Source organism: Streptomyces sp. NRRL S-1813 (genome assembly GCF_000719605.1).
In the GTDB taxonomy this organism is placed as follows: Bacteria; Actinomycetota; Actinomycetes; order Streptomycetales; family Streptomycetaceae; genus Streptomyces; species Streptomyces decoyicus.
Genome location: NZ_JOHB01000041.1, coordinates 1 through 25,713, shown reverse-complemented (window position 1 = coordinate 25,713; position 25,713 = coordinate 1). Strand labels below are relative to the sequence as shown.

The following is a 25,713-nucleotide window of genomic DNA, read 5'->3' as shown; positions in this document are numbered from 1 at the left end:
CGCATGGCCGAGACCCATGTGCTCTTCGTCGAGGACGACGACGTCATCCGCGAGGCCACCCAGCTCGCCCTGGAACGCGACGGATTCACGGTCACCGCGATGCCCGACGGGCTCGCGGGCCTGGAGGCGTTCCGCGCCGACCGCCCCGACATCGCGCTGCTCGATGTGATGGTGCCGGGACTCGACGGTGTCAGCCTGTGCCGGCGGATCCGTGACGAGTCGACGGTTCCCGTGATCATGCTGTCGGCGCGCGCCGACTCGATCGATGTGGTGCTCGGTCTGGAGGCCGGCGCGGACGACTATGTCACCAAGCCGTTCGACGGCGCGGTGCTGGTCGCCCGGATCCGCGCCGTGCTGCGCCGCTTCGGTCACGCCAGTGGCCCGGACCGGGCCGGTGCCGCCGCGGCGGATCCGGCCGATGCCGCCGAGGCGGTGCTGCGCTTCGGTGATCTGGAGGTCGACACCGAGGGCATGGAGGTGCGCAAGGGCGGCGAGAACGTCGCGCTGACGCCGACCGAGATGCGGTTGCTGCTGGAGTTCTCCAACGCGCCGGGTACGGTCCTCTCGCGCGACCGGCTGCTGGAGCGGGTCTGGGACTACGGCTGGGGTGGTGACACCCGGGTGGTGGACGTCCATGTCCAGCGGTTGCGCGGCAAGATCGGCCAGGACCGGATCGAGACGGTCCGCGGCTTCGGATACAAGTTGAGAGGCTGACACCTCTGGTGGTCAGGCTGGCCCTGCGGACGGGGCTGAGATGGAAGCTCAGTGCCGCGATCGCACTCGTCGGAGCGCTGGTCGCGATCGCGCTGAGCCTTGTGGTGCACAACGCCGCCCGTCACTCCATGCTCGACAACAGCCGGGATGTGCAGATCGAGCGGCTCAACTTCACGCAGAAGATCTTCGTTTCCACCAACCGGCTCCAGTTCGGCGCGAAGATCGACGACCCGGCGCTGCCGGAGGCGCTGCGTGACGAGGTGGCCAAGAACAAGCGCGCCACCTACCTCCAGGACACCGGTCAGACCGCGCCCGATGTGTGGGCGGCCTCGCCGCTCAGCAACGGCCGGGTGCTGTCCGTCCACGACCGCTTCCCCGACCGCTTCGCCGTCCTCGACGATCTCGACCAGGCGCTGGTCATCGGCTCGACCGCGGTGGTGGTCGGCGGCTGCGCGCTGGGGGTGCTGGTCGGCGGGCGGCTGTCCAAGCGGCTGCGCAAGGCGGCCGCGGCCGCCGGCAAGCTCGCCGACGGCGACACCGCGGTCCGGATCCGCGACGAGGTCGGCAGCGGGCGGGTACGCGACGAGACCGACGATCTGGCCTTTGCCGTGGACGCCATGTCGGACGCCCTCCAGGAGCGCATCGAGGCCGAGCGGCGGGTCACCGCCGATATCGCCCACGAGCTGCGCACCCCGGTGACCGGTCTGCTGACCGCCGCCGAACTGCTGCCGCCCGGCCGTCCCTCGGAACTCGTACGCGACCGTGCGCAGGCGCTGCGCACCCTCGTCGAGGACGTGCTGGAAGTGGCCCGGCTCGACGGCCATGCGGAGCGCGCCGAGCTTCAGGACGTCGCGCTCGGCGAGTTCGTCACCCGGCGGGTGCGCGCCCTCGACCCGGGCATCGCCATCGATGTCGTACGGGACGCCGAGGTCACCACGGACCCGCGCCGGCTGGAGCGGATCCTCGGCAATCTGATCGCCAACGCCGCCCGGCACGGCAAGCCGCCGATCGAGGTCACCGTCGAGGGGCGGGTCCTGCGGGTCCGCGACCACGGCACGGGTTTCCCCGAGGCGCTGCTGCGCGAGGGTCCCAGCCGCTTCCGTACCGGCAGCAGCGACCGGGCGGGCCGCGGCCACGGGCTGGGGCTGACCATCGCGGCGGGCCAGGCCCGCGTACTGGGTGCCCGCCTCACCTTCCGCAACGCGGATGAACTCACCGACGGCTCGACCGGTGCCGTCTCCGTCCTCTGGCTGCCGGAGAACGCCCCGACCAATACGGGCAGCTTTCCGGTTCTCCATCTTCCGGACCGCTGAGCCGGTGGCCCGGTTGACCCGCCGGCCCGGGTGACCAGGTGATCGGGTGACCGGGGACCGGGTCGTCCCGTCCACAGCGGTCCCCCCGTACACAGCGGTTCCCCCGTACACGTCGAGCGGCCCCCGGCGGGATGCCGGGGGCCGCTACGGGACCGATAACTGAGGGCCGGTCAGAGGGCCGGTCAGACGGCCTCCGGCACCGCCACCCGGTCCGCCGGGGCGTCTCCGGCCTCCGGGCTCTCGGCGGGCTTGGCCGGGCCGCCGCGCAGCGGCACCTCCTTGAGGAACCAGGCCGCGGCGAAGCCGACGATGCTGATCGCGGCGCCCCACAGGAAGACGTGGTGGGTGCCGGTGGCGACGGCGTGCGCGTAGGCGTCCTTGATCATCGGCGGGAGCTTGGCCAGGCCCTTCGGGTCCATCTGGGCCCCGCCGCTGGTCATCTTCTCGCCGGCCTTGCCGATCCGCTCGGCCATCGTGGACTGCACCTGGTGGGTGAAGATCGCACCGAAGATCGCGACGCCGAAGGAGCCGCCGATCGTACGGAAGAGGGTGGCCGAGGACGAGCCGACGCCCATGTCCTTCATCTCGACGCTGTTCTGCGCGATCAGCATCGTGGTCTGCATCAGGAAGCCCATACCGGCGCCGAGCACCGCCATGTAGACGCCCGAGGTGAAGCGCGTGGTGTCGGTGTCCATCAGGGACAGCAGCGCGAGGCCCGCGGTGATCAGCCCGCCGCCGACCACGACGAAGATCTTGTACTTGCCGGACTGGGTGGTGACCCGGCCGGCGAACAGCGACACGGCCATCATCGCGAGCAGCATCGGCAGGAGCAGCAGGCCGGAGTTGGTGGCCGAGGCGCCCTGCACGGTCTGCTGGAACAGCGGCAGGAACGTCATCGACCCGAACATCACGAAGCCGACCAGGAAGCCGATGAGCGTGACCAGCGAGAAGTTGCCGTTGCGGAAGATGTGCAGCGGCAGCACCGGCTCGCTGACCTTGCGCTCCACGAGCACGAAGAGGGCGAGCGCGACCACGCCGAGGACTCCGAGGCCGATGATCTGGCCGGACAGCCAGTCGTACTCGGTGCCGCCCCAGGTGGTGATCAGTACCAGCGAGGTGATGCCGAGGGTGAGCAGCGCGGCGCCGACGTAGTCGATCCGGGTCTGCGACCGCTTCTTCGGCAGGTGGAGCACCGCGGTCACCATGGCCAGCGCGATCGCACCGAGCGGCAGGTTGATGTAGAAGCTCCAGCGCCAGCCGAGGTGGTCGGTGATGCTGCCGCCGACCAGCGGCCCGCCGATCATGGCGACGGCCATGACACCGGCCATCATGCCCTGGTACTTGCCGCGCTCCCGCGGCGGAATCAGATCGCCGATGATCGCCATGACGCCGACCATCAGACCGCCCGCGCCCAGGCCCTGTACGGCGCGGAAGCCGATCAGCTGTCCCATGTCCTGTGCCATGCCGGACAGCGCGGAGCCGATCAGGAAGAGCACGATGGAGGACAGGAAGACGCCCTTGCGTCCGTACATGTCGCCGAGCTTGCCCCAGATCGGCGTCGAGGCGGCGGTGGCGAGGGTGTAGGCCGTGACGACCCAGGACAGATGGTCCATCCCGCCCAGTTCACCGACGATCGTCGGCATCGCGGTACCGACGATCATGTTGTCCAGCATCGCGAGGAGCATCGCGATCATCAGCGCGAAGAGCACCACCCGTACACCGGGCGGCTGCTTGGCCGAGCCCGGGTCCTGTGCCGCGCCCGGTTTCCCCTTCGTCGCCGGTATCCGTCCGTCCCCCGTCGGGGTCGCATGTTGCGACTTCCCCATTGCTCACTCCCACTTACTTGCCGCCCGGCTAGTTCAGTACAGTGATGAAGGTAGGCGGCCAACTAGCCGGGCGTCAAGTAAGTTTCTCTGGTGCCCGGCTGGGCAGCTCTCTGACCAGTACCGACAACGCAGGAGAACGCCATGAGCGCACAGGCGCGCAGGGGAAACACCCGCCAGCGCATCCAGGACGTAGCGCTGGAGCTGTTCTCCGAACAGGGCTACGACAAGACCTCGCTGCGCGAGATCGCCGAGAAGCTCGAGGTCACCAAGGCGGCCCTCTACTACCACTTCAAGACCAAGGAAGACATCGTCATCAGCCTGTTCCAGGACCTGGCCAGGCCCATCGACGAGCTGATCGTCTGGGCCGAGGAGCAGCCACGCACCCTGGAGGCCAAGCAGGAGCTGATCCGCCGCTACAGCGAGTCGCTGCGCTCGGCCGAGCCCCTCTTCCGCTTCATGCAGGAGAACCAGGCGGCGGTGCGCGATCTGAGCATCGGCGAGACCTTCAAGTCACGCATGCTGACGCTCTTCGGCCTCCTCAAGGAGCCCGAATCGGAGCTGACGGATCAGGTGCGCTGCATCACGGCGCTGTTCTCCATGCATGCGGGCATGTTCGCGATGCAGAACGTGGAGGGCGACCCCGAGGAGAAGCGCAAGGCCATCCTCGAGGTCGCCACAGAACTGGTCACGGCGGCAAACCCGCCGCACCGCCGGCCAGCCCGGCCGGACTCAGCTCAGACGGTGTCGCCGTGAGCCCGCAGGAATCCGGTCGGCTCGATGCCCGACCCGTAGTTGGGGCCGGTGCGGACCTCGAAGTGCAGGTGGGGACCGGAGGAGTTGCCGGTGCTGCCGGACAGGCCGATCTGCTGGTCGGTGCCGACCTGCTGGCCGACCTGGACCTGGATCGATGACAGGTGCGCGTACTGGGTGTACACCCCGGGGGCGTGCTTGATCACAATGGCGTTGCCGTACGCCGGGCCGTCGCCGCCACCGTTGGGGCCGGCCTTGACGACGGTGCCGGAGTGCGCGGCCTTGACCTGGGTGCCACTGGGCACGACGAAGTCCTGGCCACTGTGGCTGTGCGACCACATGTTGCCGGCCAGACCGAAGGTCGAGCCCAGGGTGTACTTGTCGACCGGCGTCACCCAGGCGTTGGCCTTCTTGGCCGCGTCCTTCTTGGCCTTGGCCGCGGCGGCCTTGGCGTCGGCGACGGACTTGGCCTGCGCGTCGGCCTGCGCGGTGACGGTCGAACCGACACCCGAGGTGAGGTTCAGCAGACCACCGTCGGCGGCCGTGGCGGCACCGGCGCCGAGCGCGGCGGTAACGCCGACACCGGCGGCCACTATGGCGACGCGATTGCGCAGAGCGGTCTTCTTCGAATTGCGGAGAGCGGCGAACTTCGACATGCGGGTTTCCTCCAGAGCTTTGATTGGCTTTCCCGGCTGCGGTCCGGGATTGCCATTCCTTGGTAACCCGCATTCGCCGCCCCGCCAAGGTGCCTTTCTACTAACCCGGCCCGTACGTGGAGCCGAGTGAACTGGGCCCTTGCGCCCTCTCCGCAGACATGCGCGAAACCCCCAAATCCGGACATCTGGAACACCTGGCGGATCCGCCACGCACCCCTTGAACAGGCACTTTCTCCAGATGTCGCTTGGGAGCCCGGTCCCCCCGGGTCTCCACCGCCCGAGCCCCCCACCCTCGCCCCCGAAAACCCCGGCGGCTCCGCAGCCCACTTCCCCTAAATTCTTTAGTAGGCCCCAAATCAGCTGTGCGCCATGTCACCGATAAACAAGATCCAATCCCTTTCGGCGGCCATTCGGACGCCCGATTCGGGGTCGAGAACCACTGTGACGGGGGTTACTCGGGTATTTGTGACCCGGGTTACCCGGCCTTTGTGACGCCGGTAACTCGCCCTTTGTGACCCCGGTAACCCGGCCTTTGTGACCCCGGTAACTCAAGGCCGCTAAATGTCCGTATTCGCCGGGAATGGGAGGCCCGATATCCGTGGCCTGGACCACACCCTCCCCGCGCCGTCCACCCTCCGCGTGAACCTGGCCGATCCCCGCCCGGCGGCCCCGGCGGCGCCCTGGCCTGGCCGGACGACAGCACCGGCCACGGGGGAGGGCGGACCGCACCATGGACCCTTCAGCAGTGGGTGCCCGGCTCGTCTCGGGCGTGGTCGCACCGCTGGTCAAGAAGCTCTTCGTCAAGGAGGGGCCGGGCGCCGGCCTGGTGGCGGCGCCGGTACGGATATCCGGCCTGGTCACCTTCAAGGGCGAGAAGCGGACCCCTCTCCGACAAGGACCTGCACAGGCTCGCGACGGAGCTGGTGGACCGGGCCGTACGGGCCTGCGGCCCCGGCGAGCGCCCGCTCCCCGCCGATGAGGAGCCGGCCGTGGCCGACGCCCTGGCCGCCACGCTGCGCGGCCTCGCGAGCTCGACATGGACGACGTCCAGGCCGTCCACCTGGGCGCCGCCGCCCTCGCCGCCCGTCTGCAAGCGGCCCGCCCACCCGCCGTCCGCGGCCTCTCGCGGGACGCCGAGCTGCTGCACGACGCCCTGCTCGGCACCGCCTGCCTGCACATCGTCCACTTCTTCACCCGGCGCTCGGCCTTCGTGGCCCGCACCCTCGTCCAGCAGAGCCGGAGCCTGGACGGCCTGATCGGCATCATCGACGCCTTCATCGAGCGGCATCCGTCCCCACGGGCCGCCGACGCCGCCTTCGAGCGCAGCTACCTCGCCTACCTGGCGCGCAAGCACGGCCGGCTGACCGTCTACGGCATCGATCTCGCCCACTCCCCGGACCGGTGGCCGCTGGATGCGGCCTATACGAGCCTGGAGGCGACGGCCCCGGCCGGCTGCGAGCTGCCCGGCATCAGCCCCTTCACCGAGGAGGGCGCCCCCCGGTCCGAACCGGCGGCCCCCGTTCCCGCCCCCGCCGACCAGGCCCTGGCCGGCCGCGACCGGGTGCTGCTGCGCGGTGTCGCCGGCTCCGGCAAGAGCACCCTCGTCCAGTGGCTGGCCGTCTCCTGCACCAAGGCCCCGGCGAGACGGCCCTCCCCCGCCTCTACGGCCGGATCCCCTTCGTCCTCCCGCTGCGCACCCTCACCCGGGACGGCGCGCCGCTGCCCACCCCGCGGCCGCTGGCACGGCGCGGCCCGCTGCGCCGCCGAGGACCCCGGCCGGCTCGACGCCTACGAGCAGTCCCTGCTGGCCGCCGTACACACCAAACAGGACCTCGCCCGGCTCGCCACCAACCCCCTCATGTGCGGCCTGACCTGCGCACTGCACCGGGACCGCCGCGGCTATCTGCCCACCGGCCGCAAGGAGCTCTACGACGCCGCCCTGGGCATGCTGCTCTCCCGCCGCGACCGCGAACGCGACATGGCCGCCCCCACGGGCATCGAGCTGAGCGACGAGCCGCAGATCCAGCTCCTCCAGCGGCTCGCCTACTGGCTCATCCGCAACGGCCGTACGGAACTCGACCGCGAACGGGCGGAGCGCATCATCGGCGAGGCCCTGCCGGCCGTGCCCGCCGCCGCGGAACCCGGGGGCCGGTTCGCGGAGCAGCCGATACGGACAGATACGCCCAGGAGATCATCCAGCATCTGGACGCCGATGTGACCGTCACCGCGACGTCTCCCTCCGAGCTGCGAGCGCTCAAGACACTCGGTGGCCGGTCACGCGTTTCTGTGGGCGGCCCCTACACAGCTTCTGAACTCCTCGACGCATTGCAGCCCGAGCTGATCCGAAGCTGGCCATCACGGAGAACCCGGAGATCACCGACCTCGCGTTCCTCCGTGAGTTCCCGTCACTGGAGTGGCTGTCGCTGTGGGACTGCCCCGCGGTCGAAAGCGTCGCCCCGCTCGCGGACCTGCCCATCCGTTCCCCCTCCAACTGGATCACATCCCCGATGACTTCGACGAGCGCCAGTGGAATGCGCTGGCCTCCCTGAAGGAGCTGGAGCGATTCACGTTCGGTCTGGGAACAGAAGGAGGCACCCTGCGCCTGCCGCCCGGCCTCCGGCCTCCGGCCTCCGGCTTCCGCAGGTGCGAACGCTCGAAATCTTCAACAGCACGCGCCGCCCCGGATCCGATATGAGCCGCCTGCTGAGCTCGGCCCTGCCCGCATTCCCTGACGTCCGGAAACTCCAGCTCCAAAGCGGGATCGACGCTCCCATCGATCTTTCTCCCTTGGCAGCCCTGCCCGATCTCCAGGAGCTGCGCCTCTCACGCCTCCGCCCGGAGCCCCGCCACTCCCTCCCTCCCCACATCAAACTCACCCGCTACCCGCGCCCCCGCACATAGGCTTACGAGCAGCGCCGACCCCCTCAAACCCGATACCCAGTACCGCAGTTACGGGGAACTCATGGATCCCGCGAACATCGTCGCCCGCCTCACCCCCCACGCCCTCGATCCGCTGGTCCGCAAGCTCTTCGTCACCGAGGGGCCGTTCGCCGGGCCGGTCGACCGGCCCGTACGCATCTCCGCGCTGCTCTCCTTCACCGGCGAGAAGCCGGCGCTGACGGAGCGGGAGCTGCACGGTCTCGCCGTGGTCCTCGTCGAGCAGGCGCTGGACGGGACGTGCGGCGACGAGGGCCGGGCCGTCACCACCGCCCTGGCCCGTACCCTCCGTGCCCTCGCCGACATCGAGATGGACGATCTCGACGCCGCCCGGCTCCTGCCCGCCGAATTCGCCCGTCGGCTGTGCGAGACGGTGCCCGGTGTCACCCGGCATCTGACCGCCGACGGCGCCCGGCTGCACAGCCTGCTGCTGGATGCCGTCGCGCTGCACATCCTGTACTTCTTCACCCGGCGGTCGGGGTACGTGGCCCGCAGCCTCGTCGAGCAGACCCGGACCCTCGCCACTCTGATCGACGGCCACGGCACGTCCGGGCTCCGGCCCCCGCTTCCGGCCGCCGAGGACGCCACCTCCCGGTACGCCGCCCCGGTGAGCCCCGGCCGCGAGGACATCGCCGCCCCGTACACCGCCCCGGAGGCCCCCTCCCCCCACGACAGCACCGTTCACGACCCCGCCCTCCGGGACGCCGCCTTCGAGGCCCGCTACGCCCACGACACCGCCGCCCTCCACAACCACCTCACGATCTTCGGTATCGACCTCGCGCACTCCCCCGACAGCTGGCCGCTCGACGCCGCCTACCTGGGGCTCCAGTGCGAGCCCGTCCCCACGGACGCCGACGCGCCGCAGGACGCCGCTTCCGCGCCGGACACCGCCGGGCAGGACGACCCGCCGCTCCCCGCCGAGCAGGCGCTGTCGGGCCGCGGGCAGGTGCTGGTCCGCGGGGTGGCCGGGTCGGGCAAGACGACGCTGCTCCAGTGGCTGACCGTCGCCACCGCCCGCGACGAGCTGCCCGAGGTGCTCGCGGGTCTGCGCGGCCGGGTTCCGTTCCTGCTGCCCGTACGCCGCTTCGCCCGCGAGGGCCTCCCCCTCCCCCGCCACCTTTCTGGGCGCCGTCGGCTACGGGGAGGCCGGGGAGGCGCCGGCCGGCTGGACGGAGCGCGTTCTCGGTGCGGGCCGCGCGCTGCTGCTGATCGACGGGATCGACGAGGCCCCCGAGAGCGACCGCGAGCAGGTGCGCCGCAAGCTCGGCGAGTGGACCGTGCGCTATCCGGGCAACGTCTGGATCGTCACGTCCCGGCCGTCCGCCGTCCCCGGCAACTGGCTCGCCGACGAGGGCTTTTGCGAGGTGTCGCTGGCCCCGATGAGCCGCGAGGACGTCGCCGCGTTCATCCAGCGCTGGCACCGCGCCGCGGCCCAGCAGAGCCCGGCCGACCTCGACCGGCTCGGCCATTACGAGCGGACGCTGCTCAATGCCGTACGGATCACCCGCGATCTGGGGCGGCTGGCGACCAATCCGCTGATGTGCGGGCTGCTGTGCGCCCTGCACCGCGACCGCCGGGGGTATCTGCCCAACGGCCGCAAGGAGCTCTACGACGCGGCGCTGTCGATGCTGCTGGAGCGCCGGGACCGGGAGCGGGCGATGGCGGCCACCGACGGGGTCGAGCTGACCCGGCAGCCCAAGATCCAGCTGCTCCAGAAGCTCGCCCACTGGATGCTGGTCAACGGCCGCTCGGAGATGGACCGGGTGACGGCGGTCGACACCCTCGCCCGGCATCTGCCCGCGATCCCGGACGCGGCCCGCCAGGGCGGCCCCGAGGACGTCTTCCGGCATCTGCTCAACCGCACCGGGCTGCTGCGTGAGCCCACCCCCGGCACGGTCGACTTCGTGCACCGCACCTTCCAGGACTATCTCGCCGCCCGGGCGACGGTGCAGCGGCACGATTTCGAGCTGCTGCTCGACCATGCCCACCACGACAACTGGGAGGACGTCATCCGGATGGCCGTGGCCCTGGCCCGGCCCGATGAGTGCGCGGCCCTCCTGGACGGGCTGCTCGCCCCGCACCCCGGTGTACGCGCCGCCGAGGCCCGGCACCGCAAGCTGCTCGCGGCGGCCTGTCTGGAGCACGCCACCGAGCTGGACCCGGCGGTGCGGGCGCGGGTGCAGCGCTTCACCCGCGACATGGTGCGGCCCAGCACGCCGTCCGGGGCCCGCGCGCTGGGCTGGATAGGGCCGATCGTGCTGGAGATGCTCCCGGACCCCGCCCATGTCTCCGACCGCGAGGCCTACCTCCTCGCGATCACCGCCACCTCGATCGCCGACGACATGGCGATCGACTATCTGACGGGCCTGCGCGACCGGGCCCATCACGAGGTACGGACGCAGCTCGCCGGAGCCTGGCGGCGCCATGACACCGCCCGCTACGCCCGCGAGATCATCGCCCACCTGGAACCGGCCGAGCTGTACTTTCCGGTCTCCGACCTGGAGGAGCTGCATGCACTGCGCCGGCTGGGCGGGCGCCCGCATCTGCGGATCGCCGGTCCTTTCACGCCCGACCAGCTCATCGAGGGCATTGTTCCGGCCGAGGGCCTGACCCGGTTGTGGCTCGCCTACGATCTGGGCGTTTCCATGGAGTGGCTGTCCGCCTTTCCGAAACTGGACACACTTCGCATCGGCCGTCGTATTCCGCCGGTGCGGGGTGTTCCCGAAGGGATTGGCGTCGTTCAGATGTAGCGGGCGGGCGCCGGGAACGTTGTCCAGAAACGGCCGAAAATGACCTAGCAATTACGGCGCTGCATTTCTCTGCCGCATACAGAACTGCCCCGGAACCGTGAGAAACGATTCCGGGGCAGTGCCGTATGCGAGATATCCGCGGTGCCGGTCAGGCGTCCTTGCTCAGGTTCGGGCCCGAACCGCCGGCCGTGGACTCGATCGGCGGGGCGTCGGGCAGTGCCGACTTCTCCTCGCCGCGGAAGGTGAACTTGGCGGTTTCACCCTCGCCCTCGACATCGACGACCACGATGTGGCCCGGACGCAGCTCGCTGAAGAGGATCTTCTCCGAGAGTGCGTCCTCGATCTCGCGCTGGATCGTGCGGCGCAGCGGACGGGCGCCGAGCACCGGGTCGTACCCGCGCTTGGCCAGCAGCGACTTGGCCTCGCTGCTGAGCTCGATGCCCATGTCGCGGTCCTTGAGCCGCTCGTCCACCTTGTTGATCATGAGGTCGACGATCTGGATGATGTCTTCCTCGGTCAGCTGGTGGAAGACGACGGTGTCGTCGACACGGTTGAGGAACTCGGGGCGGAAGTGCTGCTTGAGCTCTTCGTTGACCTTGTTCTTCATCCGCTCGTAGCTGGACTTGGTGTCACCCTGGGCCGCGAAGCCGAGGTTGAAGCCCTTGGAGATGTCCCGGGTGCCGAGGTTGGTCGTCATGATGATGACCGTGTTCTTGAAGTCCACGACCCGGCCCTGGGAGTCGGTCAGGCGACCGTCCTCCAGGATCTGGAGCAGCGAGTTGAAGATGTCCGGGTGGGCCTTCTCGACCTCGTCGAAGAGCACGACGGAGAACGGCTTGCGGCGCACCTTCTCGGTGAGCTGGCCGCCCTCTTCGTAGCCGACGTAGCCGGGAGGCGAACCGAACAGCCGCGAGACCGTGTGCTTCTCGCTGAACTCCGACATGTCGAGGGAGATCAGCGCGTCCTCGTCGCCGAACAGGAACTCCGCCAGCGTCTTGGACAGCTCGGTCTTACCGACACCGGACGGACCGGCGAAGATGAACGAGCCACCGGGACGCTTGGGGTCCTTCAGGCCGGCACGCGTACGGCGGATGGCCTGGGAGAGCGCCTTGATGGCGTCCTTCTGGCCGATGACGCGCTTGTGCAGCTCGTCTTCCATCCGCAGCAGCCGCGAGGACTCCTCCTCGGTGAGCTTGAAGACCGGGATGCCGGTGGCCGTCGCCAGAACCTCGGCGATCAGCTCCTCGTCCACCTCGGCGACGACGTCCATGTCGCCGGCCTTCCACTCCTTCTCCCGCTTCGCCTTCGCGGCCAGGAGCTGCTTCTCCTTGTCGCGCAGGCCCGCGGCCATCTCGAAGTCCTGCGAGTCGATCGCGGACTCCTTCTCCCGGCGCACATCGGCGATCTTCTCGTCGAATTCGCGCAGGTCCGGCGGTGCGGTCATGCGGCGGATCCGCATCCGGGAGCCGGCCTCGTCGATCAGGTCGATCGCCTTGTCCGGCAGGAAGCGGTCGGAGATGTAGCGGTCGGCGAGGGTGGCCGCCGCGACCAGCGCGGAGTCCGTGATGGAGACGCGGTGGTGCGCTTCGTAGCGGTCCCGCAGACCCTTGAGGATCTCGATGGTGTGCGGGAGCGACGGCTCCGCGACCTGGATCGGCTGGAAGCGGCGCTCGAGGGCCGCGTCCTTCTCCAGGTGCTTGCGGTACTCGTCGAGCGTGGTGGCACCGATGGTCTGGAGCTCGCCTCGCGCCAGCATGGGCTTGAGGATGCTCGCGGCGTCGATCGCGCCCTCGGCGGCGCCCGCACCCACCAGGGTGTGGAGCTCGTCGATGAACAGGATGATGTCGCCGCGGGTGCGGATCTCCTTGAGGACCTTCTTCAGGCGCTCCTCGAAGTCACCGCGGTAGCGGGAGCCGGCGACCAGGGCACCGAGGTCGAGGGTGTAGAGGTGCTTGTCCTTGAGGGTCTCGGGCACCTCGCCCTTGACGATGGCCTGCGCCAGGCCCTCGACGACCGCCGTCTTGCCGACGCCGGGCTCGCCGATGAGGACCGGGTTGTTCTTGGTACGGCGGGACAGCACCTGCATGACCCGCTCGATTTCCTTCTCGCGCCCGATGACCGGGTCGAGCTTGGTCTCGCGAGCGGCCTGCGTCAGGTTGCGGCCGAACTGGTCCAGGACGAGGGACGTCGAGGGAGTGCCCTCGGCGGGGCCGCCGGCGGTGGCGGCTTCCTTGCCCTGGTAGCCGGAGAGCAGCTGGATGACCTGCTGCCGCACCCGGTTCAGATCGGCGCCCAGCTTCACCAGGACCTGGGCGGCGACGCCCTCGCCCTCGCGGATCAGGCCGAGCAGGATGTGCTCCGTACCGATGTAGTTGTGGCCGAGCTGGAGGGCCTCGCGGAGCGAGAGCTCCAGGACCTTCTTGGCACGGGGGGTGAAGGGAATGTGCCCGGACGGAGCCTGCTGGCCCTGCCCGATGATCTCCTCCACCTGCTGGCGGACCGCCTCGAGCGAAATCCCGAGGCTCTCCAGGGCCTTAGCGGCGACACCCTCACCCTCATGGATCAGGCCCAGGAGGATGTGCTCGGTGCCGATGTAGTTGTGGTTGAGCATCCGGGCTTCTTCCTGAGCCAGGACGACAACCCGCCGCGCACGGTCGGTGAACCTCTCGAACATCGTTAATCGCTCCTCAGAGCGGTCAGGCAGTTAGGGGTCGGTCCCCTCCCTGTCCTTCCGCATGCTAGTCCCGCGGGGCGGGACAGCTCATTCCAACTGCCGACACCCGTCCGGATCACCCCCGCTCCGGCGGGGAAATTTACTGCCGAACAGCTGACATCTGCTCCAACTCGATGGTGCGAGACGATGTTCCCGCAGGCCAGGCATATACGCCCACTGCCACTACGCCCGTGGCGAACGCGCCCTGTACCGACACGCCGTCCGCCACCGGCCGTCAGCCGGGGAGAAGCGCCTCGGGCGCCGGTCACACCGTCTCTTCCCACTGAGACTGTCTTACCCGCAGGGACTGACACTCCATGCGGCGCAGAGCCCTTCCATCCGCTACGGGCGAACATCCGCACGCCACTGAATGCCCCCGCACACCCTCTTGCGCGGGTACGGTGCGTATCCAAGTATCCACCCAGCGTAACTTCCCGGGTTTTCGGGAGTTGCACCGGGCATGGCCCGCGTGCTTCCGCGCCCCCGCAGTCCCCTCGCCCCCACCCTCGTCACGGTCCGCCGCTGGTACGAGGAGGAGCTGGGCTGGCCGACCACCGGAACGGAGCCGGTGGAGCTGCTGACGGGGCTGCGCTTCGATGTCCTGGAGATGCCGGCCGATGCGGGAAGCGCCGTATTGCGGCGACTGCCGCGCACCGGCCCGGTGGCGCTCCTTCGGGCCGGATGCGGCGGGAAACACACGGGTGATCGGCCGAAATTGCTCATGCTCATCGCGGCCGGCGGCGCCGAAGAACTCCCGGGAATCCTGGAATGGCTGGAGTGGGGCGCACTCGCAGCGGATCTCACGACGCGTGGGACGGGAGACCGGATGCCCGCGCCGGCGTTCTCCGCCGGCACAGCACTGTCATACGGATTCGGCTCGCGGGAGGCCGCGAGGTGGGTGCGGCCTCCCCGGACCGGGCGCGAGGCGGAGAATTCCCTGCCCACCACGGGGTTCGGGGCAGGATTCGGGGACGTTGGAGGCGCCCCCGACCTCGTGCGGCTCGTGAGCGCGGCAGCAACGGAGTGCCACCGTGCCCGGTTGTCGCGTGCTCGTAATAGCCAATCGGACCGCGCGAGAGGCGATCAGCCGTTGGCCTTCTCGAATGCCTCACGAATGTCGGCGGGGACGCGGCCACGGTCATTGACGTTGTAGCCGTTCTCCTTCGCCCAGGCACGGATCTTCGCGGTGTCCTGGCTGCCGCCGGAAGCAGCGGCACGTGCCTTGCCACGGCCCGAAGAAGCGCGGCCACCGGTACGCCGGCCGGCCTTCACGAAGTCGGCAAGCGAGTCGCGCAGCTTCTGCGCGTTGCCGTCCGAGAGGTCGATCTCGTAGGACTTGCCGTCGAGAGCGAACGTCACCGTCTCGTCCGCCTCGCCACCGTTGAGGTCGTCGACAAGAAGAACCTGAACCTTCTGTGCCACCGGTTTCCCTTTCATCGAATGCGGATTACGACGGAAAGCAAACCGCTTTTCCGGGAAAAACACAAACCCTTGGGTAGGGTTCACTTGCCCGCAGACCGGGGAACGCATGCTTCCGTAGCCATGAGATAGGGGAGCGATTCGGACATAGAACACTCATCACAGGTGCAGAAGCATCCGGCTGTTACCCAGGGTGTTGGGCTTCACTCGTTCGAGGCCCAGGAACTCCGCAACGCCCTCGTCATAGGAACGCAGCAGCTCACTGTAGACATCACCGTCTACCGGGGCTTCGCCGATCTCCACGAAGCCGTGCTTGGTGAAGAAGTCGACTTCGAAGGTGAGACAGAAAATGCGCCGTACTCCGAGCCAGCTCGCAGTGCGCACCAGCTTCTCCAGGACTTGGTGGCCGACGCCGGATCCCTTCAGCCGGGGATCCACGGCCAGGGTGCGGACCTCGGCGAGGTCTTCCCACATGACGTGGAGTGCTCCGCAGCCGACGACCTCGGCGTCTTCGTCCCGCTCGGCGACCCAGAACTCCTGGATGTCCTCGTAAAGCGTGACGGTGGCTTTGTCGAGCAGGATCCCGTTGCGTGAGTAGGCGTCGATGAGACGGCGCACGGCCGGTACATCGGCGGTCCTGGCACGGCGGACGGTGAGCCCTTTTGAATGCGGAGGCATGCCGGGACGCTATCGCCCGTTGCCGGTGGCACTCGCCCCGGGTTCATCCCCTTCGGCCGATCCGGCTTCAGCGGCGCCTTCCGGTGCCGCTTGTGCTTCGTCTACTTCCGCGGGCGCGGCCTCTTCGGGCTCCGGTGCCTGTTGTTCTGCGTCTTCCGCGGGTTCATCGACTTGCACCATCCGCACGGCATCACGCAGGGCATGCCGCTGTTCCGGCGACATCATGCCGAAGAAGGCCACAAGAGCGGCCGCGGGGTTGTCGCTGGCGGACCATGCTTCGTTCATCAGTGCGGCCGCGTAGGCGGCGCGAGTGGAGACCGCCTCATATCGATAGGCGCGGCCTTCTGCTTCGCGGCGCACCCAGCCCTTCTGATGGAGGTTGTCCAATACGGTCATGACCGTGGTGTAGGCGATCGACCGTTCCTTCTGAAGATCTTCCAGGACTTCGCGAACGGTGACCGGGCGGTTCCACTCCCAGACCCGCGTCATGACCGCGTCTTCCAGATCACCCAAGCGTCTCGGCACACAAGAACAATAGTGGGAGATGTCGCGAATGCCCGTTGATCTCGTGGCGTTTGTGCCGGAAAAAGGAGGTACGGCCCGGGATGATCAATCCCGGGCCGTACGGTGCGTGCGGGCCGCCGAAAGGGCGGCGGGCGGCTCAGGCGCGGTGCGCCGCGGGCTCCTGGCCGGCGGATTCGGCGCGGGCCAGCGCGGCGTCCACGGCCGCGTCCTCCTTGGCCTTGTTCGCTCCGCCCTGGCTCTTGATGATCGTCACGATCAGAGCGGTGAAGGCCACGGCCATCACTACGGGCGGGAGCAGCGCTGCGACGTAATCCATGGCGTGTGGCCTCCTTATAGGGCTGAGCCTCCGAGAGTACGCAGCCAGGGTACGCAGCGGTCAGGCGGTGCGGCTCTCGGGGGGCGGGGCGGGCTTGCGGCGGGGCGGGAAGACCTCTCCCGGCGTGGGGATGGGCCGGTCCCGCTGCGGCGTCTTCGGCTGCGGCGACGGCGCAGGCTCCGGCTTGCGTTCCGGTTTCGGCTCCCGTGCGGGCTCCGGTTCCCGCCCGTTGCGGGCGGCTGAGCGGCCGCCTGGCAGCGCGCGGAGCCGGGTTCGTACGGATTGTTCGGCCAGCTGCTCGCAGTGGCGCAGCAGGGCGCTGCGACGTTCGCGTTCGGCGGCCGTGCCGGGCCGCTCGCCCAGTGACCGCAGGGCGGCGAGATCGTCGGGGCCGGGGACATGGCCGGCCGCCAGCGCCTCGGCCAGCTGCGCGAGGTAGCCGGTGGCCGAGCCGGGCAGGGCTTCGCGGTATCGGGCGAGGTCGGCGAGCAGGAAGGCGCGCAGCCGGCCGCCTTCGCGGACCGCCTCGTCCACGGCCTCGGCCAGCCGGAGATATTCCTGGATGTCCTGCGACCACTCGGGGCGGGGGACGCCGAGCGGGGCGGGGTGGGACGTCGTTTGCAGGGCATGGGCGAGGGCGCGACGGAGCACACGCAACTCATCGGCGCTGAACGCCATGCCGCCGCGGGTTCCGTTTGGCATTGGCATGTGGCGACTTTACGACCGTTTCCGACAAAAGCCGCTTAATTCGTGAACGGTGGCGCGGCAGCGAGCCGCACCACCGGTGCCCTGGCGCGGCGCGGAACGGCTCGGAGGGCCGGGCGGTGCTCCGCCCTGCCCCGGCGGCGCCGCGCACTCCGGCCGCTCCGGCCCACTCCGCCCGCTCCGGCCGCTCCGGCCCACTCCGCCCGCTCCGGCCGGGCGGTCTCTGCCACGACCGGCCGGTGTCCCTCTACGACCGGGCGATGTTCCGCTCGTAGACCAGTCGCAGGCCGATGAGGGTGAGCCACGGCTCGTGGGCGTCGATCACCGACGACTCACCGAGCACCATCGGCGCCAGCCCGCCGGTGGCGATCACGGTCACCTCGTCCGGGTCCTCGGCCAGCTCCCGCGCCATCCGCTGCACCACACCGTCGACCTGGCCCGTGAAGCCGTAGAGGATGCCGGACTGCATGGCCTCCACGGTGTTCTTGCCGATCACGCTGCGCGGCCGGGCCAGTTCGATCTTGCGGAGCTGGGCGCCCTTGACGCCCAGCGCGTCCACGGAGATCTCGATGCCCGGTGCGATCACGCCGCCGACGTACTCGCCGCGCGCACTGACCGCGTCGAAGGTGGTGGCCGTACCGAAGTCGACGACCACCGCGGGGCCGCCGTAGAGCTCGACGGCCGCCAGGGCGTTGATGATCCGGTCGGCGCCGACCTCCTTCGGGTTGTCCATGAGGATCGGCACGCCCGTCTTGACGCCCGGCTCCACCAGGACGGCGGGTACATCGCCGTAGTAGCGGCGGGTCACCTCACGCAGCTCGTGCAGGACGGAGGGCACCGTGGAGCAGATGGAGATGCCCTCGATGCCGTCGCCCAGGTCGTCGCCGAGCAGCGGGTGCATGCCCATCAGGCCCTGGAGGAGGACGGCGAGCTCGTCGGCGGTGCGCCGGGCGTCGGTGGAGATCCGCCAGTGCTCGACGATCTCCTCGCCGTCGAAGAGGCCGAGGACCGTGTGGGTGTTGCCTACGTCGATGGTCAGCAGCATGGCGGTCAGCGGTCCTCACGCGCAGCGTCATCCGCACCCTGGGGACCCTGCTCGTCGTCCTCGCGCAGGTCGAGGCCGATGTCGAGGATCGGGGAGGAGTGCGTGAGCGCGCCCACCGCGAGGTAGTCGACACCGGTGTCCGCGTAGGCACGGGCGTTGTCCGGAGTGAGGCGGCCCGACGACTCCAGGATGGCGCGGCCGGCGACCAGTTCCACCGCCTCCCGGGTCTGCTCCGGGGTGAAGTTGTCCAGCAGGATCAGATCGGCACCCTCGGCGAGGATCGGCGGGATCTGGTCGATCCGGTCGACCTCCACCTCGATCGGCACACCGGGGAACTCGTCCCGTACGGCCGTGAACGCCTCGGCGATGCCGCCCGCCGCGACCACGTGGTTGTCCTTGATCAGGGCCGCGTCCGACAGCGACATCCGGTGGTTGACGCCGCCACCGCAGCGCACCGCGAACTTCTCCAGGGCGCGCAGCCCCGGTGTCGTCTTACGGGTGTCACGGACCTTGGCCTTCGTCCCTTCGAGCACATCCGCCCAGGCCCGGGTCGCGGTCGCGATGCCCGACAGGCGGCACAGGATGTTCAGTGCGCTGCGCTCGCCGGTGAGCAGGTCGCGGGTGCGGGTGGTGACGCTCAGCAGCGTGGTGCCGGCCTCGACCCGGTCGCCGTCCTCGACATGACGCTCGACCGCGAACTCATCGGTGCACACGATGGACAGCACCGCCTCGGCGATCCGCAGCCCGGCGACCGTACCGGCCTCACGGGCCGTGAAGTCGCCGGTGGCGACCGCGTCCTCGGGGACGGTCGCCACGGTCGTGACGTCCACACCCTGGTCGAGGTCCTCTTCAACGGCGAGGTGGGCGATGTCCTCGACCTGTACGGGGTCGAGCCCGGCCGCCACCAGGAGCGCGGCCAGGTCGGGGTCGAGGCCGCAGGTCAGCGGGTCGAGCTCGTACGCGCCCTCGTCGCCGCCGCAGCCGCAGGCGTCGCCGCAGCCGCCCCCGGACGCTGTCTGGGGGGACCCCCAGGCGGAGGCGCCGCCGGTGGGTCCGCCGATCTGGAGGAGGGGGAGGTCGTCGGGGGTGCTGCTCACGGGCTGGGCTCCGTATTCGGGGAGAGAGGCGGTGTGGGCTGTCTTGGCGGGCGGTGGGTCGAGGGTCGTCGGTGGAGTGGGTGGGACCGGTGGGGTGGGTGAGCCTGGGGTCAGGAGGCCGTGGTCGGCGGGAAATCGGCGGTCGCCGTCGTACGGAGGGTCAACGCGCGGTCCGCATCCAGGGTGATGCGGAAGTGCCGGCGCCAGGAGGCGTCGTCACGGTCCGGGTGGTCCTCGCGCCAATGGCAGCCGCGGGTCTCCGCACGGCGCTGCGCCGCGGCGACCAGCACCCGGGCGACGCACAGGAGGTTGGTCGCCTCCCAGGCTTCCACACCGGGCTCGGGGGCCTTGCGGTCGGCGGGGGCGGCGGCGGCGTTTCCGGTGCTCGTGGTGCTCCCGGTGCTCGTGGTGCTCCCGGTGCTCCCGGAGAGGGGCCCGTCGGCGGGCTCGCGGGTGCCCGGTGTGCCGTTCCTCCCGGCCGCCTCGCGGTGGATGCGGTCCAGTTCGGCGGCGGCGCGGGCGAGGCTCTCGGCGCTGCGCAGCACGCCGGCACCGGCGGTCATGATCCGCTGCACGGTGATCCGGGCCTCGGGGGCGAGGAGCGGAAGGGTGGTGCGGGGGGCGGACGGAGTGGACGGCTCGGAAGCCGGAGCCGGGCCGGCGCGGTGGTCCGCGGCGCCGCTCACGGCGGTTTCCGAAGCGATGTCCGAGGCGATGTCCGAGGCGATCCGCTCCGCGAAGACCAGGCCTTCCAGGAGGGAGTTGGAGGCGAGCCGGTTGGCGCCGTGGACGCCGGTGCAGGCGACCTCGCCGCACGCGTAGAGGCCGGGGACGGTGGTGCGCCCGCGCAGATCGGTGCGTACGCCGCCGGAGGCGTAGTGCGCGGCGGGGGCGACCGGTATCGGCGCGGTGACCGGGTCGATACCGTGGCTGCGGCAGGCGGCGAGGATGGTCGGGAAACGGGTCTCCCACATCTGGGCGCCGAAGTGCCGGCCGTCCAGATACATGTGCTCGACGCCCTGTTCGTGGGCCTGGCGCATGATCGCCTTGGCGACGATGTCACGGGGCGCCAGTTCGGCGAGTTCATGCTGGCCGACCATGAAACGGGTGCCGTCGGCGTCGACGAGGTGGGCACCCTCGCCCCGTACGGCCTCGGAGATCAGCGGCTGCTGGCCCTCCGCTTCCGGGCCCAAATACAGGACGGTGGGGTGGAATTGGACGAATTCCAGGTCGGAGACCTCCGCGCCGGCGCGGAGTGCCAGGGCCACCCCGTCACCGGTGGAGACCGCCGGGTTGGTGGTCGCGGAGAAGACCTGCCCCATGCCCCCGGTGGCGAGCACCACGGCCGGGGCGTGTACGGCCCCGACGCCGTCGTGCTGGCCCTCCCCCATGACGTGCAGGGTGACGCCGGACGTATGGCCGTCGGCGTCCGTGAGCAGGTCGAGGACGAGGGCGTTCTCGATGGTGCGCAGCCCGGCCGCGCGGACCGCCTCGACGAGCGCGCGGGAGATCTCGGCCCCGGTGGCGTCGCCGCCTGCGTGCGCGATACGGCGGCGGTGGTGGCCGCCTTCGCGGGTGAGCGCTATTTCGTCGCTGCCCGGGGCGGTGTCGAAGCGGGCGCCGGTGCTGATCAGCCGGTGGACGGCGGCCGGGCCTTCGGTGACCAGGGCCCGTACGGCCGTCTCGTCGCACAGTCCGGCGCCGGCCACGAGGGTGTCGGCCAGATGCTGCTCGGGGGTGTCGCCGTCGCCGAGAGCCGCCGCGATACCGCCCTGCGCCCAGCGCGTGGAGCCGTCGTCCAGGCGGGCCTTGGTGACGACGACGGTGCGGCGGCCGGCCGCGGCGCAGCGCAGCGCGGCGGTCAGCCCGGCCACCCCGGAGCCCACGACCACGACGTCCGCCTCGATGGACCAGCCCGGGGCCGGGGCGTTCAGACGTATGCCGGTGCTTGAGACGGGGCCGGGGGCGGTACCTGTTCCGGTGGCGGTCATCGGGTCGCTCCGAGGGGGCCTTGGGGGGTGGTCGGGAGTGTGGCGGGCGGGGTGGAGGTGACGGAGGGAGGGGAAGCGGAAGCGGAGGGAGCGGCAGCGGCGGATGTGACTGCGTCCCCCGTGTTCCCCGTGTCCGCCGCTTCCGTGGTGGTTCCGCCCTGTTGGGCAGCCGTCGCCTCCGGTCGTCCGGCGCCGAAGACGAGGCGGATGTTGTCGATGAGTCGCGTGCTGCCTACCTTGGCGGCGACCGCGAGGATGGCCTCGCCCTCGTACGCGTCCGGGACCTCGGTGAAGTCCGACGGGTCGACCAGGGCCAGGTAGTCGAGCGTGAGCGGCGGATCCAGACGGGCGGCGTCGTCCAGCACCGCGCGGGCCGCGGCGCGCGCCACCGCCGGGCCGTGCAGGGCGCCCGCGGCGGCGTAGGCGACGGCGTGTGCGTCGGCGGCGGCCCGGTCCTCGCCGAGGGCGGCCAGCGCCGCGGCACGGTCCGGCGCCGGGTGGTGGCCCACGGAGGCGGCGCGGACGCGCAGCGCCTCCTCGGCGGCGAGCCGGTCGCGGGCCGCGAACAGCGCCGCCGACAGCGCGAGCGCGGTGCAGCGCTCCGGGCCGGAGAGATAGCGGTTGCGGCTGGAGAGGGCGAGTCCGTCGTCCTCGCGCACCGTGGGGACGCCGACGATCTCGACGGGGAAGTTGAGGTCGGCGGCCATCCGCGTGATGACCGCGAGCTGCTGGGCGTCCTTCTGCCCGTAGAAGGCGAGGTCCGGCGCCGTCAGATGCAGCAGCTTGGCGACGACGGTCAGTACGCCGTCGAAGTGCCCCGGGCGGCTGGCGCCTTCCAGGAGGGTGCCCATGGGGCCCGCGGCGATCCGGATCTGCGGTTCGCCGCCCGGGTAGACCTCGTCGACGGAGGGGGCGAAGACCACGTCCGCGCCCGCCGCGGCGGCCAGCTCGACATCCGCGTCCAGGGTGCGCGGATAGCGGTCGAGGTCCTCCCCGGCACCGAATTGCAGCGGATTGACGAAGACCGTGACGACGACCTGGCCCTCGGGACCGACCCGGCGGCGGGCGGCGCGGACCAAGGTGGCGTGGCCCTCGTGCAGGGCGCCCATGGTCATGACGACGGCGCGGGCACCGGTGCTGCGCGGCAGGTCGCGGAGGGCGGCGGCGGTGTGGACGAGGTGGGCGGGGTGGGCGGGGTGGCTTGCGCCCGCGGGCGGGACGGGGTGGCTTGCGTCCGCGGTCCGGGCCTGGTGGCCGGCGTCCATGGGCGGGGTGGGATGGCTCGCGTTCGCGGGCCGGTCCGGGTGCGGGCTCAGCGGCGAGGAGGTCATCGGTCGCCTTCCTCGGGGCCGTGGTCGGGGGCGTCGGGGTCCGGGCCGGTGGTGTCAGGGCCGGAGACGTCGGGGCCGGGGGCGTCGGGGTCGGGGGCGTCGGGGTCCGGGCCGGAGGTGTGGGGACCGGAGGTGTCGGGGGCGGAGGTGCCCGGTGCGGGGCCGGGGCCGTCGCCGTGGTCGGCGAGCACATCGAGCAGGTCCTCGGCCAGTTCCGGCTTCAGCAGACCGTGGTCCAGTGCCCGGTCCGCGGTCGTACGGGCCATGGCGACATATCCGGCGACGCTCTGCGGCGCATGCCGGCGCAGCTCCGCGATATGGGCGGCGACGGTGCCGGCGTCACCCCGTGCGACCGGGCCGGTCAGCGCCGCGTCACCGGACCGCAGCGCGTTGTCCAGGGCGGCGCCGAGCAGGGGCCCCAGCATCCGGTCCGGGGCCTGCACGCCCGCGTCGTGAAGCAGCTCCATCGACTGGGCCACGAGCGTGACCAGGTGGTTTGCGCCGATGGCGAGCGCCGCGTGGTAGAGCGGACGGGCCGATTCGGCGATCCACTCGGGCTCCCCGCCCATCTCGATGACCAGCGCTTCGGCGGCCATCCGCAGCTCGTCGGGCGAGGTCACACCGAACGAGCAGCCGGCCAGCCGCTGGACGTCCACGGAGGTGCCGGTGAACGTCATGGCCGGGTGCAGGGCGAGGGGCAGGGCGCCGGCGCGGGTGGCCGGGTCCAGCACGGCGGTGCCGAACCGGCCCGAGGTGTGCACCAGCAGCTGGCCGGGCCGTACGGCGCCGGTCTCGGCGAGGCCGCTCACCAGGCCGGCGAGGGCGTCGTCGGGGACGGTCAGCAGAACGAGGTCGGCACGGGCGAGCACCTCGGCCGGGGTGACCAGCGGGACATCGGGCAGCAGCTCGGCGGCGCGTCGTACGGAGGCGTCGGAGACGCCCGACACGGCAACCGGGCGGTGCCCTGCGAGCTGGAGCGAAGCGGCGAGGGCGGGCCCGACACGGCCCGCGCCGACGACTCCGACGGTCAGCCGGGCGGGTCGGTCCTGGGCCTCGGTGGGTGGCATTGCATTCACGCGGCGATGGCCTTCCGTTCCAGTCCGCGGGGGGTACCGGACGATTCATCGCCATGCTACGCGAGTGTTTCCGGCGGTATTCAGAGCTGTGCGGAAGGTGAGACAGGGGTCTCGCGCGGGAGTTATCCACAGGGGTCGCGGCGCCGCGCGGGACTGCGCCATGCTCGATGCAACGAAGCGCAGAAAGCGTCAGGGAAACAGCAGCCAGGGGGGCATATGAGGCGCATGAGGGAAGCGGCCGGCGGCGTCACGGACTCGGGCTCGGGCTCGGGCTCGGGCTCGGAGGAAGTCTCAGGTGCCGCGCAGGCCGGGACGAGTGCCGAGTCGGCGAAGCGGGCACGGAGGCTGGCGGCTTTCCGCGGATCGGAGCGCATGCTGGCGGGAGACGCGTCCCTGGAGACCCTCCGCGAGCGGCTGGACCGTCTGGTGACCGATGCTCCGGCCGCGTACGACCTGGACAACCGGCCGGATTTCTACGGCAACGACGACAGCGTGGTCGGCGAGCTGGAACGCCGGACCGCCGACGCCCTGGGCACCGAGGCCGCCGCCTTCTTCCCGACCGGCACGATGGCCCAGCAGGTGGCACTGCGCTGCTGGGCGGGGCGTACGGGCAACGCAACGGTCGCCGGCCATCACCTGTCACATCTGGAGATGCATGAGCGCGACGCCTATGCGGTGGTCAGCGGGCTGCGCATGGTGCATCCGACGAACGCACCGCGGCTGCCGACCGCCGCGGAGGTATACGACCTGGCGGAGCCGTTCGGAGCCCTTTCTCTCGAACTCCCGCTGCGGGAGGCCGGATTCGTCCTGCCGTCGTGGGACGAGCTGACCGCGGTGGTGGCGGCGGCGCGGGACCGTGATGCGGTGGTGCACTTCGACGGCGCGCGACTGTGGGAGTGCGGCCCGCACTTCGGCCGTACGCTCCCGGAGATCGCGGCCCTCGCGGACAGCGTGTACGTCTCCTTCTACAAGTCACTGGACGGCATATCGGGCGCCGCGCTCGCGGGCACCGAGGAATTCGCCGAGGAGGCACGGGCCTGGCGGCACCGGTACGGCGGTCAGCTGTTCCAGCAGTGGCCGGCCGCGCTGGCCGCGCTGATCGGCATGGACCGTGAGCTGCCACGGCTGCCGGAGTACGTGGCCCATGCGAAGGTCGTGGCCCACGCGCTGGGCGAGAGCCTGGCCGAGGCCGGTGTCCCGTGGTTCAGGGTGCACCCGGAGGTGCCGCACACCCATCAGTTCCATGTGTGGCTGCCGCACCCGCCCGAGCTGCTCGACGAGGCCGTGCTGCGCCAGGCGGAGGAAACCAGGACAGCGGTGTTCCAGCGATGGTTCGAGCCCACGCCGCCCGGCCCGCCCGGCCTGGCACTGACCGAGGTGACGGTTTCCGCGTCCGCCATGGACTGGACGGAGGGAGAGATACGAGCGGCCGCCAAGGAGTTCATGGACTTCGTGCGCCGCGTTGGGGGGTGAGGGGCGTCGGGGTGGGCGTGGTCTTGAGGGGTGCTGGGCCTCAGGGCGGCGGTGAGGTCCCTGGCGGCGGTGAGGTCCCTGGCTGCGGTGGGGCCCGTGGCTGCGGTGGGGCTCAGGGGCGGCTATGAGGCTCGGGACGCCGGGCCTTCGGGCTCAGGGCTACGGGCTGGGGGCGCTGAGCCTTGAGTTCAGGGCGGCGGGGCTTGGGCGCTGGGCGGGGACGACGAGCCTCGGGCGCTGGACGGTGGGCCTTGGGTTGGCGGCGGGCCTTGGGCTCCGGGCCTTGGGCTCCGGGCTCCGGGCCTTGGGCTCCGGGCTCCGGGCTCCGGGCTCCGGGCTCCGGGCTCCGGGCTCCGGGCTCCGGGCTCCGGGCTCCGGGCTCCGGGCTCCGGGCTCCG

18 protein-coding genes and 2 pseudogenes are annotated in these 25,713 nt (G+C 70.8%); 7 read left to right on the top strand and 13 right to left on the bottom strand.

Annotated features, from left to right (window positions below):
- The first annotated feature begins 3 nt into the window (after positions 1–3).
- Both cseB and cseC read left to right on the top strand, forming a co-directional pair.
- Complete coding sequence (gene cseB / locus IF67_RS0134525; RefSeq protein WP_030992451.1) at positions 4–714, top strand: two-component system response regulator CseB; 711 nt, start codon at positions 4–6, stop codon at positions 712–714.
- An 8-nt stretch (positions 715–722) separates the two neighbouring features.
- Positions 723–2,027, top strand: coding sequence for a two-component system sensor histidine kinase CseC (gene cseC / locus IF67_RS0134520; RefSeq protein WP_030992450.1), 1,305 nt, complete (start codon positions 723–725; stop codon positions 2,025–2,027).
- A 182-nt stretch (positions 2,028–2,209) separates the two neighbouring features.
- Here cseC and IF67_RS0134515 read toward each other — a convergent pair whose 3' ends face one another.
- Entirely contained in the window at positions 2,210–3,853 is a 1,644-nt protein-coding gene (locus IF67_RS0134515) for an MDR family MFS transporter (RefSeq protein ID WP_030992448.1), read from the bottom strand.
- A 141-nt stretch (positions 3,854–3,994) separates the two neighbouring features.
- Here IF67_RS0134515 and IF67_RS0134510 point away from each other — a divergent pair, with 141 nt between their 5' ends.
- Positions 3,995–4,606, top strand: coding sequence for a TetR/AcrR family transcriptional regulator (locus tag IF67_RS0134510; protein WP_030992446.1), 612 nt, complete (start codon positions 3,995–3,997; stop codon positions 4,604–4,606).
- Here the strand turns inward: IF67_RS0134510 and IF67_RS0134505 are convergent.
- A complete protein-coding gene (locus tag IF67_RS0134505) occupies positions 4,588–5,259 on the bottom strand; it encodes a M23 family metallopeptidase (RefSeq protein ID WP_030992444.1) in 672 nt (223 codons plus the stop codon). The genes IF67_RS0134510 and IF67_RS0134505 overlap by 19 nt on opposite strands.
- Positions 5,260–5,989: 730 nt before the next feature.
- Here IF67_RS0134505 and IF67_RS45420 point away from each other — a divergent pair.
- Together IF67_RS45420 and IF67_RS46415 are read left to right on the top strand one after the other, a co-directional pair.
- A pseudogene (locus tag IF67_RS45420) lies at positions 5,990–7,405 on the top strand (NACHT domain-containing protein); the annotation flags it as partial.
- 816 nt (positions 7,406–8,221) lie between these two features.
- A pseudogene (locus IF67_RS46415) lies at positions 8,222–10,946 on the top strand (NACHT domain-containing protein).
- A 148-nt stretch (positions 10,947–11,094) separates the two neighbouring features.
- On the opposite strand, the gene IF67_RS0134490 reads toward IF67_RS46415, so the two are convergent.
- Entirely contained in the window at positions 11,095–13,620 is a 2,526-nt protein-coding gene (locus IF67_RS0134490) for an ATP-dependent Clp protease ATP-binding subunit (RefSeq protein ID WP_030081634.1), read from the bottom strand.
- Between the two features lie 499 nt (positions 13,621–14,119).
- On the opposite strand from IF67_RS0134490, the gene IF67_RS45405 reads away from it, so the two are divergent.
- Positions 14,120–14,812: an SCO3374 family protein gene (locus IF67_RS45405; RefSeq protein ID WP_078889797.1), complete on the top strand. Its 693-nt coding sequence runs from the start codon at positions 14,120–14,122 to the stop codon at positions 14,810–14,812.
- Here the strand turns inward: IF67_RS45405 and IF67_RS0134485 are convergent.
- The 10 genes from IF67_RS0134485 to IF67_RS0134440 all read right to left on the bottom strand — a co-directional run bounded on the left by IF67_RS0134485 (position 14,743) and on the right by IF67_RS0134440 (position 23,833).
- The gene (locus IF67_RS0134485) at positions 14,743–15,081 is read right to left on the bottom strand and encodes a histone-like nucleoid-structuring protein Lsr2 (RefSeq protein ID WP_030992442.1); all 339 of its coding nucleotides are present in this window, start codon (positions 15,079–15,081) and stop codon (positions 14,743–14,745) included. The two genes, IF67_RS45405 and IF67_RS0134485, sit on opposite strands and share 70 nt — an antisense overlap.
- Positions 15,082–15,237: 156 nt before the next feature.
- Positions 15,238–15,756, bottom strand: coding sequence for an amino-acid N-acetyltransferase (locus IF67_RS0134480; protein ID WP_030081638.1), 519 nt, complete (start codon positions 15,754–15,756; stop codon positions 15,238–15,240).
- Between the two features lie 9 nt (positions 15,757–15,765).
- Complete coding sequence (locus tag IF67_RS0134475; protein WP_030992440.1) at positions 15,766–16,245, bottom strand: BlaI/MecI/CopY family transcriptional regulator; 480 nt, start codon at positions 16,243–16,245, stop codon at positions 15,766–15,768.
- Between the two features lie 172 nt (positions 16,246–16,417).
- Complete coding sequence (locus IF67_RS0134470; protein WP_030992438.1) at positions 16,418–16,597, bottom strand: hypothetical protein; 180 nt, start codon at positions 16,595–16,597, stop codon at positions 16,418–16,420.
- Between the two features lie 60 nt (positions 16,598–16,657).
- A complete protein-coding gene (locus IF67_RS0134465; protein ID WP_030992436.1) occupies positions 16,658–17,275 on the bottom strand; it encodes a hypothetical protein in 618 nt (205 codons plus the stop codon).
- A gap of 274 nt (positions 17,276–17,549) precedes the next feature.
- On the bottom strand, positions 17,550–18,347 hold the full coding sequence (locus IF67_RS0134460) for a type III pantothenate kinase (protein WP_030081646.1): 798 nt from the start codon (positions 18,345–18,347) through the stop codon (positions 17,550–17,552).
- Between the two features lie 5 nt (positions 18,348–18,352).
- Entirely contained in the window at positions 18,353–19,444 is a 1,092-nt protein-coding gene (gene nadC, locus IF67_RS0134455; RefSeq protein WP_030992434.1) for a carboxylating nicotinate-nucleotide diphosphorylase, read from the bottom strand.
- 110 nt (positions 19,445–19,554) lie between these two features.
- Entirely contained in the window at positions 19,555–21,435 is a 1,881-nt protein-coding gene (locus tag IF67_RS39780) for an L-aspartate oxidase (RefSeq protein WP_051818920.1), read from the bottom strand.
- Positions 21,432–22,700, bottom strand: coding sequence for a pantoate--beta-alanine ligase (gene panC, locus IF67_RS0134445; RefSeq protein ID WP_078889800.1), 1,269 nt, complete (start codon positions 22,698–22,700; stop codon positions 21,432–21,434). Before panC ends, IF67_RS39780 begins: the two co-directional genes overlap by 4 nt.
- A gap of 62 nt (positions 22,701–22,762) precedes the next feature.
- Positions 22,763–23,833 carry a Rossmann-like and DUF2520 domain-containing protein gene (locus IF67_RS0134440; protein WP_051818918.1) on the bottom strand — a complete coding sequence of 357 codons (1,071 nt, stop codon included), beginning with the start codon at positions 23,831–23,833 and terminating at the stop codon, positions 22,763–22,765.
- A 234-nt stretch (positions 23,834–24,067) separates the two neighbouring features.
- Between IF67_RS0134440 and IF67_RS0134435 the strand changes: the two genes are divergently transcribed.
- Positions 24,068–25,315, top strand: coding sequence for a beta-eliminating lyase-related protein (locus IF67_RS0134435; RefSeq protein ID WP_030992427.1), 1,248 nt, complete (start codon positions 24,068–24,070; stop codon positions 25,313–25,315).
- Positions 25,316–25,713: the final 398 nt, after the last annotated feature.